The sequence below is a fragment of the Cohnella boryungensis genome, assembly GCF_042651945.1.
GTDB classification, from domain to species: domain Bacteria; phylum Bacillota; class Bacilli; order Paenibacillales; family Paenibacillaceae; genus Cohnella; species Cohnella boryungensis.
The window spans coordinates 184898-202192 of the sequence record NZ_JBHSED010000015.1; the positions used below are offsets into that span (position 1 = coordinate 184898).

Annotated in this window: 22 protein-coding genes; 13 read left to right on the forward strand and 9 right to left on the reverse strand. The window is 53.8% G+C overall.

The window, feature by feature from the left end; translation table 11 throughout:
* Window positions 1-55: 55 nt before the first annotated feature.
* Complete coding sequence (locus tag ACFO1S_RS10495) at window positions 56-331, forward strand: YuzB family protein (RefSeq protein ID WP_378126730.1); 276 nt, start codon at window positions 56-58, stop codon at window positions 329-331.
* Here the strand turns inward: ACFO1S_RS10495 and ACFO1S_RS10500 are convergent.
* Together ACFO1S_RS10500 and mqnE are read right to left on the reverse strand one after the other, a co-directional pair.
* The gene (locus ACFO1S_RS10500; RefSeq protein WP_204603672.1) at window positions 328-1386 is read right to left on the reverse strand and encodes an NAD(P)/FAD-dependent oxidoreductase; all 1059 of its coding nucleotides are present in this window, start codon (window positions 1384-1386) and stop codon (window positions 328-330) included. The two genes, ACFO1S_RS10495 and ACFO1S_RS10500, sit on opposite strands and share 4 nt — an antisense overlap.
* Window positions 1387-1462: 76 nt before the next feature.
* Window positions 1463-2566, reverse strand: a complete 1104-nt coding sequence (gene mqnE, locus ACFO1S_RS10505) for an aminofutalosine synthase MqnE (RefSeq protein WP_204603671.1) — start codon at window positions 2564-2566, stop codon at window positions 1463-1465.
* Window positions 2567-2847: 281 nt separating this feature from the next.
* Here mqnE and ACFO1S_RS10510 point away from each other — a divergent pair, with 281 nt between their 5' ends.
* Both ACFO1S_RS10510 and erpA read left to right on the forward strand, forming a co-directional pair.
* Complete coding sequence (locus tag ACFO1S_RS10510) at window positions 2848-3285, forward strand: hypothetical protein (RefSeq protein ID WP_204603670.1); 438 nt, start codon at window positions 2848-2850, stop codon at window positions 3283-3285.
* 54 nt (window positions 3286-3339) lie between these two features.
* A complete protein-coding gene (gene erpA, locus ACFO1S_RS10515; RefSeq protein ID WP_204603669.1) occupies window positions 3340-3699 on the forward strand; it encodes an iron-sulfur cluster insertion protein ErpA in 360 nt (119 codons plus the stop codon).
* 491 nt (window positions 3700-4190) lie between these two features.
* On the opposite strand, the gene ACFO1S_RS10520 is transcribed toward erpA, so the two are convergent.
* From ACFO1S_RS10520 to ACFO1S_RS10540, 5 genes are all read right to left on the reverse strand, one after another.
* Window positions 4191-4313, reverse strand: a complete 123-nt coding sequence (locus ACFO1S_RS10520; RefSeq protein ID WP_378126733.1) for a CD1375 family protein — start codon at window positions 4311-4313, stop codon at window positions 4191-4193.
* Between the two features lie 16 nt (window positions 4314-4329).
* The gene (locus tag ACFO1S_RS10525; RefSeq protein WP_204603668.1) at window positions 4330-4617 is read right to left on the reverse strand and encodes a hypothetical protein; all 288 of its coding nucleotides are present in this window, start codon (window positions 4615-4617) and stop codon (window positions 4330-4332) included.
* A gap of 15 nt (window positions 4618-4632) precedes the next feature.
* Complete coding sequence (locus ACFO1S_RS10530; protein WP_204603667.1) at window positions 4633-5607, reverse strand: pyocin knob domain-containing protein; 975 nt, start codon at window positions 5605-5607, stop codon at window positions 4633-4635.
* Window positions 5608-6008: 401 nt separating this feature from the next.
* A complete protein-coding gene (locus ACFO1S_RS10535; protein WP_204603666.1) occupies window positions 6009-6266 on the reverse strand; it encodes a hypothetical protein in 258 nt (85 codons plus the stop codon).
* A gap of 168 nt (window positions 6267-6434) precedes the next feature.
* Complete coding sequence (locus ACFO1S_RS10540; RefSeq protein WP_378126735.1) at window positions 6435-6908, reverse strand: hypothetical protein; 474 nt, start codon at window positions 6906-6908, stop codon at window positions 6435-6437.
* Between the two features lie 217 nt (window positions 6909-7125).
* On the opposite strand from ACFO1S_RS10540, the gene ACFO1S_RS10545 reads away from it, so the two are divergent.
* From ACFO1S_RS10545 to ACFO1S_RS10555, 3 genes are all read left to right on the forward strand, one after another.
* Window positions 7126-7797 carry a YheC/YheD family protein gene (locus tag ACFO1S_RS10545; RefSeq protein ID WP_204603664.1) on the forward strand — a complete coding sequence of 224 codons (672 nt, stop codon included), beginning with the start codon at window positions 7126-7128 and terminating at the stop codon, window positions 7795-7797.
* 257 nt (window positions 7798-8054) lie between these two features.
* Entirely contained in the window at window positions 8055-8201 is a 147-nt protein-coding gene (gene sda, locus ACFO1S_RS10550) for a sporulation histidine kinase inhibitor Sda (protein WP_378126736.1), read from the forward strand.
* 35 nt (window positions 8202-8236) lie between these two features.
* Window positions 8237-8404, forward strand: coding sequence for a hypothetical protein (locus tag ACFO1S_RS10555; RefSeq protein WP_378126738.1), 168 nt, complete (start codon window positions 8237-8239; stop codon window positions 8402-8404).
* Between the two features lie 118 nt (window positions 8405-8522).
* Here the strand turns inward: ACFO1S_RS10555 and ACFO1S_RS10560 are convergent, their stop codons facing one another.
* A complete protein-coding gene (locus ACFO1S_RS10560; protein WP_204603662.1) occupies window positions 8523-9518 on the reverse strand; it encodes an NAD(P)/FAD-dependent oxidoreductase in 996 nt (331 codons plus the stop codon).
* A 233-nt stretch (window positions 9519-9751) separates the two neighbouring features.
* Between ACFO1S_RS10560 and ACFO1S_RS10565 the strand changes: the two genes are divergently transcribed.
* From ACFO1S_RS10565 to aspA, 3 genes are all read left to right on the forward strand, one after another.
* On the forward strand, window positions 9752-10948 hold the full coding sequence (locus ACFO1S_RS10565; protein ID WP_204603661.1) for an NAD(P)/FAD-dependent oxidoreductase: 1197 nt from the start codon (window positions 9752-9754) through the stop codon (window positions 10946-10948).
* Window positions 10948-11223 (forward strand): hypothetical protein, encoded by a 276-nt coding sequence (locus ACFO1S_RS10570; RefSeq protein ID WP_204603660.1) that lies wholly within the window; start codon window positions 10948-10950, stop codon window positions 11221-11223. The genes ACFO1S_RS10565 and ACFO1S_RS10570 overlap by 1 nt, the downstream gene beginning before the upstream one ends.
* Before the next feature lie 124 nt (window positions 11224-11347).
* Complete coding sequence (gene aspA / locus ACFO1S_RS10575; protein ID WP_204603659.1) at window positions 11348-12766, forward strand: aspartate ammonia-lyase; 1419 nt, start codon at window positions 11348-11350, stop codon at window positions 12764-12766.
* Window positions 12767-12860: 94 nt separating this feature from the next.
* Here aspA and hemQ read toward each other — a convergent pair whose 3' ends face one another.
* Entirely contained in the window at window positions 12861-13607 is a 747-nt protein-coding gene (gene hemQ, locus ACFO1S_RS10580) for a hydrogen peroxide-dependent heme synthase (protein ID WP_204603658.1), read from the reverse strand.
* Between the two features lie 222 nt (window positions 13608-13829).
* Here hemQ and ACFO1S_RS10585 point away from each other — a divergent pair, with 222 nt between their 5' ends.
* The 4 genes from ACFO1S_RS10585 (at window position 13830) to ACFO1S_RS10600 (ending at window position 17200) form a co-directional block, all read left to right on the forward strand.
* Window positions 13830-14138 (forward strand): YuiB family protein, encoded by a 309-nt coding sequence (locus ACFO1S_RS10585; RefSeq protein WP_204603808.1) that lies wholly within the window; start codon window positions 13830-13832, stop codon window positions 14136-14138.
* 38 nt (window positions 14139-14176) lie between these two features.
* A complete protein-coding gene (locus tag ACFO1S_RS10590; RefSeq protein WP_204603657.1) occupies window positions 14177-14590 on the forward strand; it encodes a GtrA family protein in 414 nt (137 codons plus the stop codon).
* A gap of 143 nt (window positions 14591-14733) precedes the next feature.
* Complete coding sequence (locus ACFO1S_RS10595; RefSeq protein ID WP_204603656.1) at window positions 14734-16209, forward strand: DnaD domain protein; 1476 nt, start codon at window positions 14734-14736, stop codon at window positions 16207-16209.
* Window positions 16210-16249: 40 nt separating this feature from the next.
* On the forward strand, window positions 16250-17200 hold the full coding sequence (locus ACFO1S_RS10600) for an ATP-binding protein (protein ID WP_204603655.1): 951 nt from the start codon (window positions 16250-16252) through the stop codon (window positions 17198-17200).
* The last annotated feature ends 95 nt before the right edge of the window (window positions 17201-17295 follow it).

Sequence of the window (17295 nt, forward strand, 5' to 3'; positions counted from 1 at the left end):
AAAAAGACGCGTTTTCAAACAGACGCTTGTTAGCATTTCGCTTAAGGAAAGGAAAATGAATCGTATGAACGTCGTCGAGTTTTGCGTAAGCAACGCTCATCACGGTACGGATCAGGCGTTGCGCAAGCTTGAAGAGCTTCCGGACGTGGAAGTCATCGAGTACGGCTGCCTGGGCAATTGCGGAGAATGCTTCCTGTCTCCCTATGCGCTCGTCAACGGCGAGAGCGTCGTAGCCGAGACGGCCGAGGAGCTTTACGAATCTGTGCTGGAAGCCATAGGCCAGCAAGCGAAGCATCGGGAAGCTCTGGATAAGCTGCTGGATGATCTCTAACCGAAGTGGCGCTTGCTCTTCCAGAGTACGCCGCTTTTGAGCATTCTGGGGATGCGCCCGAGCAGCGGCGTTGCCCCCATCAAGCCGAATCCGGCTTTTTTGCCCAATGAGCCGAGCACGCCCTTCAGCTTGAGCCTGGACAGCTTCGGCTCCTTGTTATGCCAACGAGCCCGGATGACCTCGGCCACTTGCTTGCCTTGGGCTCCCGCCAATTGGGCGCTGGGGGAGAACGGCTGGCTGGAGCAATCTCCGATGACATAGACATGGGGCGCATCGGGCAGCTCGTGGAATTCATTGACGATGAGTCTTCCTTGAGGATCTTTGGGAAGGTTTAATCTCTGCACCAGCTCGACAGGCTGAATTCCGGCGGTCCAGACGGTTACATCGGTTGCGATGAGCTCGTCTCCATTGTGAATGGCGCCTTGCTCAAGCGAGGTAATGCTGATATGGGAACGCATCTCTACGTCGTGATGGCGGAACCAGGAAGCCACGTATTCCTGCAGCTTGCCGGGAAAGGCGGACAATACGCTGTTTCCCCGATCCAGAATGCGAATATTGATGTCGGAACGGCTTTCCCGCAGCTCGGCCGCCAGCTCCACGCCGCTGAGTCCTCCGCCCACGATGGTTAATTGCCCGTAGGGACGAATATCGTTAATTTGCTGGAAGGTGCGCCGAGTTGCCGAAAGCGACTGGATGCTGCAGGAATATTCGGCCGCGCCCGGAATGTGATGATAATTATCCGTGCAGCCTAGGGCGATGACCAACGAATCGTAAGAAACCGACTCCTGCCCGGAAATATGGATGAGATTTTCGTCTATATCGATATCGGTGATGTTGCCGTACAAGAGCTGCAGCTGCGGGTGAGAAGGGAAGTTCACGCGGATTTCCAGATCCGAGACCGTTCCCGCCGCCAATGCGTAGTATTCCGTCTTCAAGCCTTGGTAGGGCATACGGTCGACAAGCACAATTTGGACATCGCTGGGGACATGCTCCAGCAGTTCCTGCGCGACCATCATTCCTCCATATCCTCCGCCTAAAATAACGACCTTGCTCATAAGTAATCTCCTTTGAAGTCGGTTAGCCTTAGTATGACACAGAAGAGCCCCCGTCTACCCGACGGGGAACTCCAAATTACTCGTATATTTTGATTTCGTTATAGAAGGTATCGCGTTCAACCGGGATGCGGCCTGCGCCTTTGATTAACCAGACCAAATCTTCCCGGGTAATGCCGGCCGGAGTCAAAGCGCCTGCCGCATGGCTGATTTTCTCCCGAACGATCGTCCCGTGGGCGTCGGAAGCGCCCATCGCAAGCGCGACTTGGGTAAGCTGGGTGCCAATGTTGATGAAATAAGCTTTAATGTGCTGGATGTTGTCCAGCATAAGGCGGCTAATCGCGATTGCCTTGAGATCGTCGTAGGCCGAATTCCGGCGTCGAATGCTCGCCTTCGGACTGATCGGCTGCATGGAAAGAGGAATGAAGACCTGGAAGCCATTCGTCTCGTCCTGCAACTCGCGGATATGCAGCATATGCTGCACGCGTTCCTCCAGCGACTCCACCGAACCGTACAACATGGTGGTGTGGGTGCGAAGTCCGAGATTGTGAGCGGTACGGTGAACATCCAGGTATTGTTGGATATTCGCTTTGGTGACCCGCATTTTTTTCCGATATTGATCGGATAGGATTTCGGCGCCGCCGCCCGTCAACGTCTCTAGTCCGGCTTCGATCAGACGCTCAAGCACCTGACGGTAATCCAGACCGGAGATGCGGGAGAAGAAATCGATCTCTGCGGCCGTATAGGCTTTAATCGTGACATTCGGGTATTGCTTCTTAAGCGCCCGTATGGATTCGACGTAATAATCGAACGGCACGTTGGGATTGTGACCGCCGACGATATGGAATTCGCGAACGCCCGGATGAATATGCTGATCGACGTACTCGATCATTTGCTGCGGGGACAGCGTATACGCGCCTTCCTGTCCTTCATCCTTGCGGAAATTGCAGAACGCGCAATGCGCTTCGCAGACGTTCGTGAAGTAAAGGCTCATATTTTCAATGAAATAAACCTTTTTGCCGTTTTTCTTCGCGTTTACCTCGTTGGCCAATTGCCCGATCGTAAGCAAGTCGTCGGATTGATAGAGAAAAACTCCGTCCTCCAGGGACAAGCGTTCTCCGCTCCGGATCTTGTCGGCGATTTCCGCCATACGGCGATCGGGGTGCGTCGTAACGAGAGTCATGACATACGCCTCCTGTAGCCCGTAATCTGTTGGAACAAATCATGAAAGGAATGGTTCAGCTTTTTGTGAAAAAAATAACTTTCGAGCGATAAGCGTATAAAATCAATAGGTGAACAACTGTAAACATTATAAACCTGAACCTACGGCTCGGCAACTGGAAATAGAAAAGGTATAAAGCTTGGTAAAAGAGGGAATCAACTTGAATAATAAGTAAATTATGGTTATGTTAGAGGTAGTGAAACTTTTGAACGAGGCGGTGCATTCCACTGAAACCGGAAATCTTGCCCCTTAGCGAGCTGGAAAAGCTGGACGAATCCGAAAAAATCCAAACGCTGCAGCAATACAGGGCCGCTTATACCATCAAGGATTTAAGCCAGGCCTGGAATTTGACCAATCCGATCCAATATTACATGTGGCTTAAGAAGCAAAGAATCTACGAGCAGATCGTGCGCCGCTCCGACAAGTTCGAGCCCGCCAAGGAATGGAAAAGAATGCAGGTATCCGAGACGCTCCGCGAAGCCGGTCAAGGCAAGGGGCGAAGCTTGTCCGCCGACCAATTCCGCTATATGCTCGATACCGAATCGACAGGGGACGAGTTGGCTCATGTGTTTCGGAAGCTGGCTGAGTTTCTGCACAACGAAAAAGGGCAGTTCCGCTGCCGAATCGAATTGAAGGCGATCTCGCAGCCGGTTGCAGGCGATGCTTCTCTTGAGGCCTGACGTTCTCTGGAGTATACTTAAAGAGAGAACGGTAGCACTTAGGAGGGGAACCGAATGGTGAACATCAGCGAATCGGCTACGGAAAAAATTCAAGAAATGCTTGCCGCGGAAGAAATTCCGAATCTATTTCTGCGTATCGGCGTTCAGGAAGGCGGATGCAGCGGCTTTTCATATGGCATGGGCTTCGACGACGAGGTTCATGAAGGCGACAAGGAAATGGAAATCCGGGGCGTGAGGGTCGTCGTTGACGGCGACAGCATGAAGTATTTGAACGGCCTGGAGATCGACTGGAAGGAATCCGCCATGGGCGGGGGCTTTACCATTCACAATCCGAACGCGACGGCGACATGCGGCTGCGGCTCGAGCTTCAGAACGGCGACGGAAGCGGGCAATCCTGCGGCTGAGCCTTGCTGAGCCAACTTTTTAGCCCGGTTGCTTATCCGGTGATTTAACCGGTCGCCGATACGGAAACAGGCGCGAGGATTGCGGATTGTTACGTGGAATTGCTGATTTTGGCGATTGTGGGTAATGGATTACGGCCTCTATGACGATGTTTAGTCCGCGACTAAACCGTGATGGAGGTCGTTTTGTGTTGCTAAAGAAGCTTGAGGGGTGCATACAAGCCGGCCAGCGCGTCGTAAAAAGTTTTCCGGATATTCAGCTTGAAAAGGCGCATTCGCTCGTAATAAGCGCTAAGAGGGTAGAGGATTGCGCAAAGCACTAGCGGTTCCAGAATTGGACACGGGCGGGGATGCTGCGGAGTCCGGAGTTTGTGGAGTTTATAGTGTAAGCCCGAGAGGCTAAGTTCCCGGGCTGATCGTTAATAGAATGTTTTTGCCGTTGTTGATATCGATCGCCAGCTATCGACGGTCGGACTTCAATGCGGTCAATTTAATAGGCCCCATCTAAATTACGGAGCCTTGCGTATCCACGTCAATCATGTTTTGCACATCATCCCGCCAGCGGATCGGCACGTCGTCGATCGTACGCAATCCGGCTTTGATCAGGTCATAGTAGATTTTTGCCACGGTCATGGACCTCCCGTTAAAATTTCAGCCAGTTTGGCCAGCGCGAGTTGTACGTCTGCTGAGCTTCGGCTAGTTCGGCTAGTGCGAGCTTCAATTCGAGATTTTCAGTTTCTAGTTGCGCAATTCGATCAGGCTTCAGCACTGGCGGATCAGGTCGCACCCATGAATGACCGTCATAAAAATCTCCCGGCTGCACATCGTCATCAGACCCAAGCGGCAGCATATGCGTTGCGTCAACCTCTCCCGATAATTGCGAGACGCTGACACACACGCCTGTGTCGTCAATTTGTGCGTATCTATACAATTTGCAAACCTCCTATCAATAGTATTCAATGACTTCCCAGCTTATTGACGTTGAACCAGACCCAGAAATTCGAACGATTTGAATCGAGGTACTAGACGCAAGTCTGATTAAAATGTCATTGTTAGGCACAATGGATAGCAGATTAGTTTGAGTTTTATCCATATTTACTGCGGAAATTGTTGCTGTTGCTGTTGATGCTGGTAACGCAGTGGTGCCGCGTTGCACACTTTTAACGGCTGCCATCGATTGCCACCCCGATCCATTGTAATATTCCAGCACCCCCGCGTTGATCCGCAATTGTCCGTCACCCCATAACCTGTACCATGGTGTCCAAACTCCGCTGTATCTCGCACGATATTGCAGTCCAGCATTGAGTACCGTTTCCTGAGCATAAGGTATCGCGTACTGCGTAATTTGCCCTGATCCGTTTTTGGTGCCGTACTCGAAGTTAAACGGGTGGTAATAACCTGATCCGCCTGGTCCGTTCGTCGCCGTTCCTAGCAATAGTGTCGGCCCCGTACCGGGTTGCGTATTGCTCGCATCATTCCAGTCCAATATCCCGGAGGTGCCCAGCGCTCCAAATTTAGTAAGCACAGTATCAAATCGTGCTATATCTGCCGCTCCTGACGGATTTGCAACTTGTGCCCGTCCGTTGGAATCGCGAATGATGAGTCGGCTGGCCGTTGCTGCCGACGTCGCGCCGTGGACGCCAGTAGCGTTGGCGTGTGCGTCAAGTTCCGCTTGCGTTGCCGGATCAAACGAGAGTTTTGTCGGAGTGATTGATCCGTCAGGGATATCCACGTCGATGTCCTGAATCGTCTCGTACAATTCCGCAATCGCTCCGGCTGCGTTTTTGGCCGTCGTGGGGACCGCCGATAGATCGCCCAGAGCCGTATCGATCATATCCATGTTGTCGTTAATGATGGATATGTCCGCTGTTTCGCTCGCTAATGGCTTCTTCAGGCCGACATACGGCGTCATTTCAGGCATTTTCTTCAACTCCTTGCTCCAATTATTTGTCCTTTCATCTACTGGTGGCAATCGTATGACAAACAAAAAAGCTCAAGAGCCTAAGCCCCTGGGCTGAAATATAACCCAACTTATACCACATAAAACGAACAAGCCGCGCGGACGAAATTACTCATCACGTCGTAGATCCGCAGCTTAACGTGAAACAAGAGCCGCTCCTTATATCTCATCATCAAAATAGAAGTAAACAGGCGTACGGTTAGTTGCTGCGGGAACGATTGGCGCCGAGTGGGTGACGAATGAGCAGAAGGGTACGATTACCATTTCGGAATTGACGTGGCTTAATACGATTATTCTTGCGCGGAAATAAATGAGCGGTTCACTTGCGGATTAAGTTCCGTGGGTGGGCCGATTTTTTGCGTTTATTTTCTGGCCGATAGCTTGTTAAGATGCCGTAGTATCTCGCCGATCCCCATAACGATGAATCCGTGCGGAATCGCATGTAACAGCACGTACATTGCCGTAACACCCCCGGCTATCCCACCGAGAACAGCAATAAGTATTCCGGCCACTCCGTAAAAGTTAACCGAGGACTTTTCGTTAAGCTCTCCGATCTCTTCTTTATTTCGGGGGTACCACTCTGCGAGCCGATCGGAATCCTTCACATTATCCTCAATCATTACGCATAACCTCCGTACTGCCAATCTGACGCGATGCAGTTAGCAGCTTTCTTGGTTGTTGTTCGATATATATTCAAGCAAATCCGCGACAATGTGCTGCTTTCCCGTCATTTGGCTAAGCGTCTCGATGATTATTACTCAACGTTCTTTCGGGCAGAGTTGTTCCAGTCAAGACGATAGATTGATTTTCTGAGCCATGCCTTCAGGGAGTATCGGGTCGCGTCTGATCCCATAAGTAATGACGACCGTCGATCCGCCGCCGCCGTCTTCCGTTGGAGCGATGCTGACCAAGATGCTGTGCGCGAAGGTGCCTCCAACAAGGTTTACTGTGGAGGCTTGCCTATACTCGACCAGCGCGAAGCCTTTGTTCGAATAGACATGTCGATAAAAGAGACGCAGCTCGTCTATGTGGATATCGCTTTGACAGACGGCGATAAATCCGGCAGCTTCGTTCGACTCGATCGGCAGCTGACTGACAAGGCGGGCATCAGGGGGGAGGACGAGCTCGCCTGCAAGCTCCCGATTTTCCGCTGGCCAACCGCTGTCGGGCTCAGCCTGAAATGACGGCGTCTCCAAGGAAGGAGGGGCCATTCGGGAATCAAGCAAATCGCCGCCCGTATTCATGGAGAGATGACGCGGCACCTTCGCGAATATCCGACAGGGGGAACGCAAAGCCTTGAACCACGCCGACAACAACGGCGCGAGTCGATTCTTGTCCCACTCTCCAACTGCGAGGACATTGTCCGATTACGTCTGCCCGGCGGGGAAATTGAGGCGAATCTCCGGCGACATCTATCCAAGAACCTGTCCGTCTACCTGAGTATGTATAAATATACCCTCAGGAAAGGGGCCTCGATCGATGGAGGTTACGATCAGTCGACAATTGGCAAGCAAGTGGCAAAAGACGAACGCATTGCTCTCCAACCCTTATATCGCAAGACATATTCCGCCTTCTCGATTGCTGAATTCGGCGAATTTGCGCGCGATGACGAACCGTTACGGCATGGTTGTCGTCAAGCCGGTTTGCGGAGGCGGAGGAATCGGCGTGATGAAGATCGAGAAAATCCGTTCTTCTTATCGGCTCACGTATAAATCCGCAAGCCGCACGTTCTCGTCCTTCAAGGGCTTGATGCGGGCTTTGAACGCAACCAGGCTGAAACGCTCCTATTTGATCCAGAAGGGCATTCGTCTTGCGACGATCGGCGGACGTCCGATTGATTATCGCGTGAAATATGTAAAGCAAAACGGCCAGTGGACTTATCGATCGATGCTGGGAAGGCTGGCGAGAAGAGGCTTGTTCGTCACTAATCTGTGCAGAGGCGGCACCCAAATGTCCGCAGCCCAAGGAATTCGCCGTTCCTTGTCGGGAAAATGGGTCAAAGCGAAAAAACGCGAGATGCGACATTTGACGAATGCTTCCACAACGCTGCTGGAGAGCCGTTTTCCGGGTATCGGGCAGTTGGGCTACGACTACGGAATCGACCGAAAGGGACATATTTGGATTCTAGAGGTCAATACACGACCGCAGTAAATCGCCCGTTGCGACAAGTTTTTCTATAGAATCCGCTAATAGAGAAAATTGCGGTTATGAAAGTTCTTTATTATTTTCCGCGTAGAAAATCTGTGTATAACTTCGTCCACAATAAACACATTGCCGACAAAGGTCTACAAGCATTTTTCAACAAAATATACACAACTTACACACACTGCCTTGTGGATAATTGTCAGCTTGTCCACGCGTTGAGAGGCATGCTATGATGCCTTCACAACGTAAAGGAAAGGGTGTGGATGATGTTGCCGCAATTAACCGATGAAATGTTGCTGGACGCTTATCGCAGCGCATTGCGTATGCGATTGGAGAGAGAATTCGTGCGCATGCTAAGATCGGAAATTCGCAGAAGGAAGCTTTCGGTTCCGGAAGAACGGTTCATCTAAATATGCCAGGCGGGGATTTCGGCCAGAAAAGAGAAATGGCAGCCGACGCAGCGGACGGAATGCTGGCAGGTCGTTCCTTCGGAATCGGAGATTTCCCGAAAGGAGATCAGATCGGGTTCGTAGGGGGAGTAGGGACCGGCCCAATCGTCCGAACGACCTTCGTCTTCGGCCGGGGCACCGCAGTTCGGACAAGAAACGATTAGGAGGCTTAAGGCATTGCAGATCGGACAAATCAAAAGGGCATCCTCTCCTTAGGCACCGGATCGCTTCCGGTATTCCTTTGGTAGGATGCCCTTATTGTCGATAAAGACATGCCTTGCGCTACAATTTCATATTGCTGCTGTGCCCGGGGGAGAGCTTGGCGCCGGGATCGACATAAACCTTGGCGTTATTGATCGCGGTGGGCGCTTCTCCGAATCCGACGGCAATCAGCTTAAGCTTGCCGGGATAGGTGGTGATATCTCCGGCCGCGAAGATGCCGGGAATGCTCGTCTCCATCCGGGAATCGACGACGATGGAACCGCCCTCGATATTCAGGCCCCAATCCGCAATCGGTCCCAGCGAGCTCACGAATCCGAAGTTGACGATCACCGCATCTACCTCATGCTCCGTCACTTCGCCCGATTTGACGTCCGTCAGCGTAACTCGGTCGATCGAGCCTTCGCCATGCAGCGCCGTTATTTCCTTAGGGGTCATGACCTGAACGCGCGAATTCTTCAGCAATTCGACGCTGTGCTCGTGCGCGCGGAACTTATCTCTGCGGTGGACAAGCGTTACCTGCTCCGCAATCGGCTCCAGCATAAGCGCCCAATCGAGGGCAGAGTCTCCGCCTCCGCTTAGCAGCACCTTCTTGCCACGGAATCGCTCCAGATCGCTCACGAAGTAATGCAGATTGGACCTCTCGTATTGTCCCGCCTCGGGAAGCTCCAGACGCCGGGGCTCGAATGCGCCAACGCCGGCCGTCACAATGACAGAGCGTGCATGGTGAACGGCTTTATCGGTAACAATCTGAAAGAGACGTTCTTCCAGCTTAATGACGTTGGCTACTTTTTCTTCCATATAAATGTCGGCCTGAAACAGATCCATCTGACTTTTCAGATTATTCACAAGCTGTTGAGCAGTGACCTTCGGAAATCCGGCAACGTCGTAAATGTATTTCTCGGGGTACAACGCCGCTAGCTGGCCGCCCAATTGCGGCATGCTTTCAATCAGGGCTACGGACATCTGCCTCATGCCGCCGTAGAAAGCGGCGAACATTCCCGCAGGCCCCGCGCCGATAATGGCGACGTCGACGACCGATGGTTGGCTAGAGTTCAAGCTTACACCTCCGTTAGGGTACCTTATGTGACGATCTAAACGTATCAATTATAATCTTGCTTCATGAAAAGGCTTTTGTAAAGATGTCCAAATATATTCGTGAAAATGAACCTTGAAAATTGTTAGAAAAGCCGATATGATCAACTGAGAGTTTTGTGAAGTGGATTAACGGAGAGAATATTGTGTAATTTTTCACAAACTAATCACACACAAAGGATTGGATGGGATCATCAATGAGCAGTATACCAAAGATCGTTATTCTTGGAGCGGGCTACGGCGGTGTATTGACATCGCTTCGTCTGCAAAAGGAATTAAACTATAATGAAGCGGATGTCACTTTGGTCAACAAGCACGATTATCACTACATTACAACGCATCTGCACATGCCAGCGGCGGGAACGGACAACCCGGAGAACGCGCGGGTCAACATCTCCAAGCTGATCGACGAGTTCAAGATCGATTTCGTCAAGTCGACGGTTGTGCAAATCCGTCCGCAGGACCGCAAGGTCATTCTGGAAGACGGAACGCTTTCCTACGACTATCTGATCATCGGCCTCGGCGGCGAGCCTGAGACCTTCGGCATTCCCGGATTGGCCGAGAATGCGATGAACATTCGCAGCATCAACTCCGTTCGCCTTATTCGCGAACATATCGAATACCAGTTCGCGCGCTTCAAGCGCGAGCCGCACCGTACGGATTATTTGACCTTTATCGTCGGCGGAGCCGGCTTTACGGGAATCGAGTTCCTCGGCGAGCTTGCGGATCGCATTCCGGAGCTGTGCAAGCAGTTCGACGTCGATCCCGCCCTCGTGAAGATTATCAACATCGAGGCGGCTCCGACCGCGCTTCCGGGCTTTGATCCCGAGCTGGTCGAGTACGCGGTGCAAGTGCTTCAGAAGAAGGGCGTTACCTTCCGTATCGGCACGGCCGTTAAAGAATGTACGCCAGACGGCGTCGTTGTCGGAGAAGGCGAAGAAATCAAATCTCAAACGGTGATCTGGACGGGCGGCGTTCGAGGCAACCGTCTGATCGAAGAGGCCGGCATCGAGACGATGAGAGGCCGCGTGAAGGTGGACGAGTTCCTGCGCGCGCCAGGCCACGAGAACATCTATATTCTGGGCGACAACTCGCTTGTATTCAACGAGGAAGGCGGACGTCCTTATCCGCCGACTGCTCAGATCGCAATGCAGCAAGGAGTGAACTGCGCCCACAATCTGGTCGCTTCGATCCGCAATCAGCCGTTGAAGTCGTTCGTGTTCCATAACAAGGGCGCGGTCGCATCGCTCGGCAAAGGCGAAGCTATCGGCGTAGCGTTCGGGAAGAAGTACAAGGGCCGTACGGCTGCCCTGTTGAAGAAAGCGATCGATCTTCGTTACCTGTTCATCATCGGCGGCATTCCGCTTGTGCTGCGCAAAGGCAAGTTCCTCTAATGAGGCATTGCAGCGTGCAAGTCCGGGGCCTGTTGACGCGCGAGGAACTGGACCGCTACAACGCGCTGATGGAAGTGGGCTCCTATCTGGAGTCGCAGCGCCGCTACGATCTTGTCGCCACCGTGCAAGCCGAGATAGACCTTCTTATTCAGCCGGGCATTGAACGGTTGAAGGAGAAGGGACGGGCTCGCGACCGGATGACGCAAGAGTACTTGGAAGAGAAGCGCCGCGCGGAATGGGAAGCCCAGATGCAAGCTGTAGATGATGATGAATAACGGCAAGAACCGATATCGGCTGTTCCTGTAAAGGGAGCCGGCATCGGTTCTTTATTTTTTAGGCTATGCCTGTCCGCAGTTCGGTGTACAATAGGGGTATACATCTTGGAGGAGGAGACTTGCTATGTCCGGACGTGTGGAGAAAGATTCGATTGGAAGCAAGGAAGTGCCTGAATCCGTATACTACGGCATTCAGACCTTGCGGGCTGTGGAAAATTTTCCGATTACGGGCGTTCCCGTGCATCCTGAGCTGGTCATTGCGCTCGCAAGAGTGAAGAAGTCGGCGGCGAAAGCCAATATGGAGCTGAAACGACTGCCTCACCAGATTGGACAAGCGATCATACAGGCTTCGGAGGAGGTTGCCGGAGGGCAGTTGTCGGATCAGTTTATTGTGGATTCGATTCAAGGCGGCGCCGGGACGTCCATCAACATGAACATGAACGAGGTGCTGGCGAATCGGGCGCTGGAAATCCGAGGCCTGTCCAAGGGGGATTATTTCCATTGCAGCCCCAATAACCATGTAAACATGTCGCAGTCGACGAATGACGCCATACCGACCGCGCTTAGAATCGCTGCCTACCGTCTTGCGGAACAGCTGTTGACCACGATGGAGGAAGTGCGCGAAGGCTTCGCGCTCAAGGAGAAGGAATTCGACGATGTGATCAAGATGGGGCGGACGCATCTGCAGGACGCTGTGCCGATTCGCATGGGACAGGAGTTCGGGGCCTACAGCAAGGTGCTGGAAAGAGATATCGGCCGTATTCGGAGAGCGACGGAAGGCTTGCTCGCGGTGAACATGGGCGCGACAGCGGTGGGCACCGGTCTGAATGCGACCGTGGAATATATTCGGCTAGTCGTCCAGCATCTTGCAGAGGATTCGGGAGTTCCGGTCAGCTCGGCGGACGATCTCGTGGATGCGACGCAGAACACCGATGCGTACACGGAGCTGTCCGCTGCGCTTAAGGTATGCGCCGTGAACCTGTCGAAAATATGCAACGATATTCGGCTCATGGCCTCCGGTCCGCATGTCGGCTTAAACGAGCTTCTGCTGCCGCCCAGACAGCCGGGCTCGTCGATTATGCCGGGCAAAGTAAATCCCGTGATGGCCGAGGTGGTCAATCAGGTGGCGTTTCAGGTGATGGGGAACGATCATACCGTCTGTATGGCTTGCGAGGCGGGGCAGTTCGAATTGAATGTGATGGGCCCGGTCATTGCCTTTAATCTGCTGCAATCGCTTCAGGTGCTGCAGCGCGCCCTTGATGTATTCAATCGGTTCGCGCTGGAAGGAATGGAGGCGAACCGCGCGCGCTGCAAGGCCTATGTCGAGCAAAGCTTCGGCATCGTCACTGCCTTGAACCCGCACCTCGGATACGATGTGGCCGCCCAGTTGGTGAAGGAAGCGACGAAAACAGGCCTCTCGCTCCGGGAGCTGATATTGGAAAAAGGGCTGCTGACTCCGGAGGAAATGAAAGAAATTCTTGATCCGATCCAGATGACGACACCGGGAATCGCGGGGGAGCATCTGCTAAGAGATCAGCTCTAGATCGCCGCAGCGTATGATGCAGTGACAAAAAGGTCCGCACGATTCCAGCCGACAGGCTGAGATCGCGCGGACCTTTAAAGATAAGCTAGTGCCGTTAGCCCCGCAGCAACCGGGCCAGCGCTTCGCCGTTCAGCAGGTTGCCGACGAAGAAGGAGCCGAATTCGCCGTAACGCGCGCTGACTTCGTCAAACCGCATTTCGTAGACGAGCTTTTTGAATTGCAGAGCATCGTCGGCGAACAGGGTCACGCCCCATTCCCAATCGTCAAAACCGACGGAGCCGGAGATGATTTGCTTTACTTTGCCCGCGTAACCCCGACCGATCATGCCGTGGCTTCTCATCAGCGTCTTGCGTTCTTCCATCGGCAGCATGTACCAGTTGTCCTGAAGGTCCCGCTTCTTGTTCATCGGGTAGAAGCAGATGTGCTTGCTCTTCGGCAAAGTCGGCTTCAGCCGGGCGACGATCTCCGGCACCTGCATCGGATCTACGCCGGGGGTTCCCATATAGTTGCTCAATTCAACGACGCTGACGTAGGAATAGGCCTTGCGAGTGAAGCGCGCAAAGCTGGAACGGTTAAAGGCGTTCTCAATCTCGTTCAATTCCTCAAGCGTCTCTCTCAGATGCATGAGAACAAAGTCCGCTTTCTGACCGATGACCGAATAAAAGGCGAAGCTGCCTTCCTTCCGGGTCTCAACCGCTTCCCATTCCGCATACAGCTTGGCGATCTCCGCCAGAGCGGCTTCCTGCTCGTCCGAAGACGCGGAGTTCCAGGCCTGCCAATCGATCGTGCGCAAATCATGCAGCGCGTACCATCCGTCTAACGTTTGAGCGGCTTCGCTCATGATGAAATCACTCCTTGTCCGACATTCTTCTCCCATTGTAGCCCAATTGACGCGAAAGGGGCAAACGATTCGGGGCAGTGCAGCCAGCCATTCTCGGGCTTTCGCGATTTTGTTCACAGCTCATTCACACCCTGCTCGTTGACTGCCGGAAGGCCAGCTTGTAAACTGGTAATGGATGTTCCATTCAAGGCCAGTTCTTTCACTTGGAGGTTAGTGCATATGATGGGTGGAGTTGTCGGCGGAGTGTTGTTCGCGATTGTCGGATCGCTCCTCTGCCTTGTGTTGTTTTTCGGCATCGGGTTTATACTGAACATGCTGATCAAGACGACCTGGTTTCCGCTCTGGTTGTTCATCATCGTCGTGACGCCGCTTGGCATCTGGCAATTGTGGCAGGATGACCTGAGCGTCACCGAAAATATACAATCGCTGCTGGTCTCGGATATCATTCTGATCGTGGCCGGAGCCGCGGGTGCATATATGAGCGGTTGGGCGATTCGGGCGCTGCGGCGCGGCGGCTACAAGATGTTCTAGAGCGCGGCGCGGCGCCGCGAGAAGTCGGGAGGAGTTCCATGCTCCGATTATCGGAAGGATTAAAGGTGGCGAAATTCGCTGTCGTGGGACTTATGAACACGGGAGTGGATTTCGCCGTTTTTTGCGCCCTGATCTATGGCTTCGGGCTCGGCTCCGCCTGGGCGCAAGCCATAGCCTACATGGCTGGGGTGGCGAACAGCTACTTGCTGAACCGCTACTGGACGTTTAAGGTGAAAGGAAAGCGGAGCGGAGCGGAATTGACGCGGTTTATCGCGATCAATGCGCTGTCCTTCGCGGCGGCGACCGCCGTTCTGCTGGGCCTTGAGCATGGGGGAGCGGAGCTGGCGATAGCCAAGATCGTCTCGGTGGCCTTCTCCCTTGCCGTCAATTATATCGGATACCGTCTATGGGTGTTTCACGAGGCAGCGCCGCAAGGCGGACGGGATGCCTGAATCGAAGACTTTGCTTGCGGATTGGCGCCGGCGGGGTCTTCTTTATTCTGGCTCTCTCTGACGGCCGCTATTTTGTGCTACAATAGAACCATCATTATTCGAGGAAAAGAGTTGTCGATCCCGCGATGCGCGTGTCGAATTTAATGGAATTTACGGAAAACCACCGTTTTGTCGTTCGCCGGAATTATGCGTTGAGCGCCCTGGACCGCAAAGTGTTTACTTCGCTCTATCAGCCGATGGTGGGGGCCGTCTCGACCGCGCTGTATCCGCTGCTCTATCATCAGCTGGCGGAAGAGCAAACGGGCATCTCCCCGCTGGAATCGCAGCGCAAGCTCTTTCTCGGTCTGGGGCTTGAATTGAACGCCTCCGGCCGGCAAGCGACGGTCGAAGCGGCTTCCCGGCTGGAAGCGGTAGGTTTGCTGCAGGTCTATCGGCATCACAATCCGCTGACGGAAGAGTCAATATATGAGTATATACTTATGCGCCCGCTGGATGCGGCGGAGTTTTTCTCTAACGAGCATCTCTCCCTGCTGCTGCGGGACAAGGTAGGCAAGAGCGCTTTGCTGGAGCTGCGCGAAGGCTTTGCGATCGAGCCCCCGCCTGAGCTGGCGCGCTTCGTCAACCGGGAAGAGGCCACGGTGCACTTCTCGGAAATTTTCCGCATCAGCCCGGGCCTCGTAGAGCCCGAGCTGGAGGCCGGTTGGACGGAAAGCGCCGTGACGAAGGAGCGGGCTTCCTTCCAGCCTCAGGAGCGCATTCGCCATAGCGAGATGATGCTGAGGTTTCCTCGCGGCTCCGCCAACCGAGTCTATGTGGAACGGTTGAACCGCGCGCCCGAATCGATGGCCCAGATTAACTATTTGGCTTACAAATTCAATCTGGAGGTACCGGAGATTTGCCGCTTGCTGGATGAGGACGGCCTGTTCCGTCCCGACGGCACGCTCATCTGGGACGAGCTGCAGCACCGGGCCAACTTGATGTACAGGCAGGATCGCCGGCGAGCCGAAGAGCGGGAGCGCTTCATAGCCCGCAGCGAAGAGCGCGCGCCTGCGCCGGAGTCGGAAGGAGCGGCCGGAAGCTCCGCCGCGTCTATGCTGGCTATTCCCGAGCGGTTTCAGGAAGAGGTTACGCTTGCCAGGTACAACGAGATGCTTCGCCGGGAGCCTTATACGCGGATGCTGGCCCGTTTTTTTCCGGGGGAGGTGCCCGATGTTTTCGTCCGGGTATTCGAGCGCATTGACTTGAGTTATAAGCTGCCAGAGCCGGTTATCAATGTCCTGATCCATTACATTTTCTCCTTGGACCGTTCACAGCGGCTCACGTCGTCGTTCGTTGACGCGATCGCTTCTAATCTGCTGGCCAAGGGCATTGATACCTTCGAGAAGGCTATTCAATACGTGCGCGAGCAGGAGAAGCTGAATGCCGCGCTCGAACGCAAGCGCCGGGGCGAAGAGCCCGCGCGCGCCGGTTCCGGCTCCGGCGGCGGACAAGCCCGCAATTCGTCGCGTCGCAAGCCGGCCATGTCCGTGGTCAAGGATACGGGGCCGTCGGAAGAGGTTACGCCGGAAGAGATGGAACGAATGCTGGCCAGAGCTCGGGAGCTAAAGGGAAACAATTAGCAAGGCCTGCGATTGAAGCGAACGAAAGGAGAGACAGACGATGGAATCTTTAAGCGAAGCGCTGCGGCGCCTTCCCTTCGGACAGGTCGGTTCCGCCGACATCGCAAGTCAGGTGCTTCGCGACCCTCTTGTCCTCAAGCTTCGCGAACGGTATCCCGATATCGACGAAAGCGTACTGCGGCTCAATCTGAACCGGCTTTATCAGATGACGAAGGAATACCGCAATTGTCGGTCCTGTCCGGGCTTGGCAGCCTGTCCGAACGATATGCAGGGCCATTCTACCGGGATCGATTGCACGCAGTTGAACGGCCGATGGCAGATCAATGACTATAAAACCCCTTGCTCCAAATGGACGGCGAATCAGCAGCAGGAGCAAATTCAGCGGCGCATTACAAGCTTGTTCGTAGACGAGACGGCGCTGGGCGACGATTACGACGAGGAAGAAATGATCCGCCTGGATCCGAACAGGGCAATGGCCGTCGATCAGCTTCAAGCCTATGTGCAGTCGACCATTCGCGACGGGCTGCAGAAGACGGGGCTGTACTTGAAGGGCGACTTCGGCACCGGCAAGACGTACTTGGCCGGATACTTGCTGCAAAGGCTTGCCAAGGAGGGCTTCTCGGGCGTCATCGTCTATATGCCCGAATTCGTCGAGGATGCCAAGGCGATGATGTTCGATGCGCAGAAGCTGAAGGAAGTCGTTTCCCTGATGAAGGATGCGGACTTGCTCGTATTTGACGATATCGGCGCGGAAAATCTGACCCCATGGGTCAGAGATCATGTGCTGGGGGCGATTTTGAATTACCGGATGAATCGCAAGCCCACCTTCTACACCTCCAATCACGATCTGGAGGATCTGGAGCGGCATTTCAGCTTCACCCACAAGGAAGGCGAAGAGATGCATAAGGGGCAGCGGCTCATGGACCGTATCCGTCCCTTCGTCGATGTGATCCACGTCCGCGGACGAAATCATCGAGGCCTGAAGCCATAACGGGATAGCTGGAGAAACGCGCTCTGAGGGCGATGCAGACAATCTGCATCGCCCTTTTTGTATTTTGCTTGGCGGACAGAACAGGCTTGTCAAAG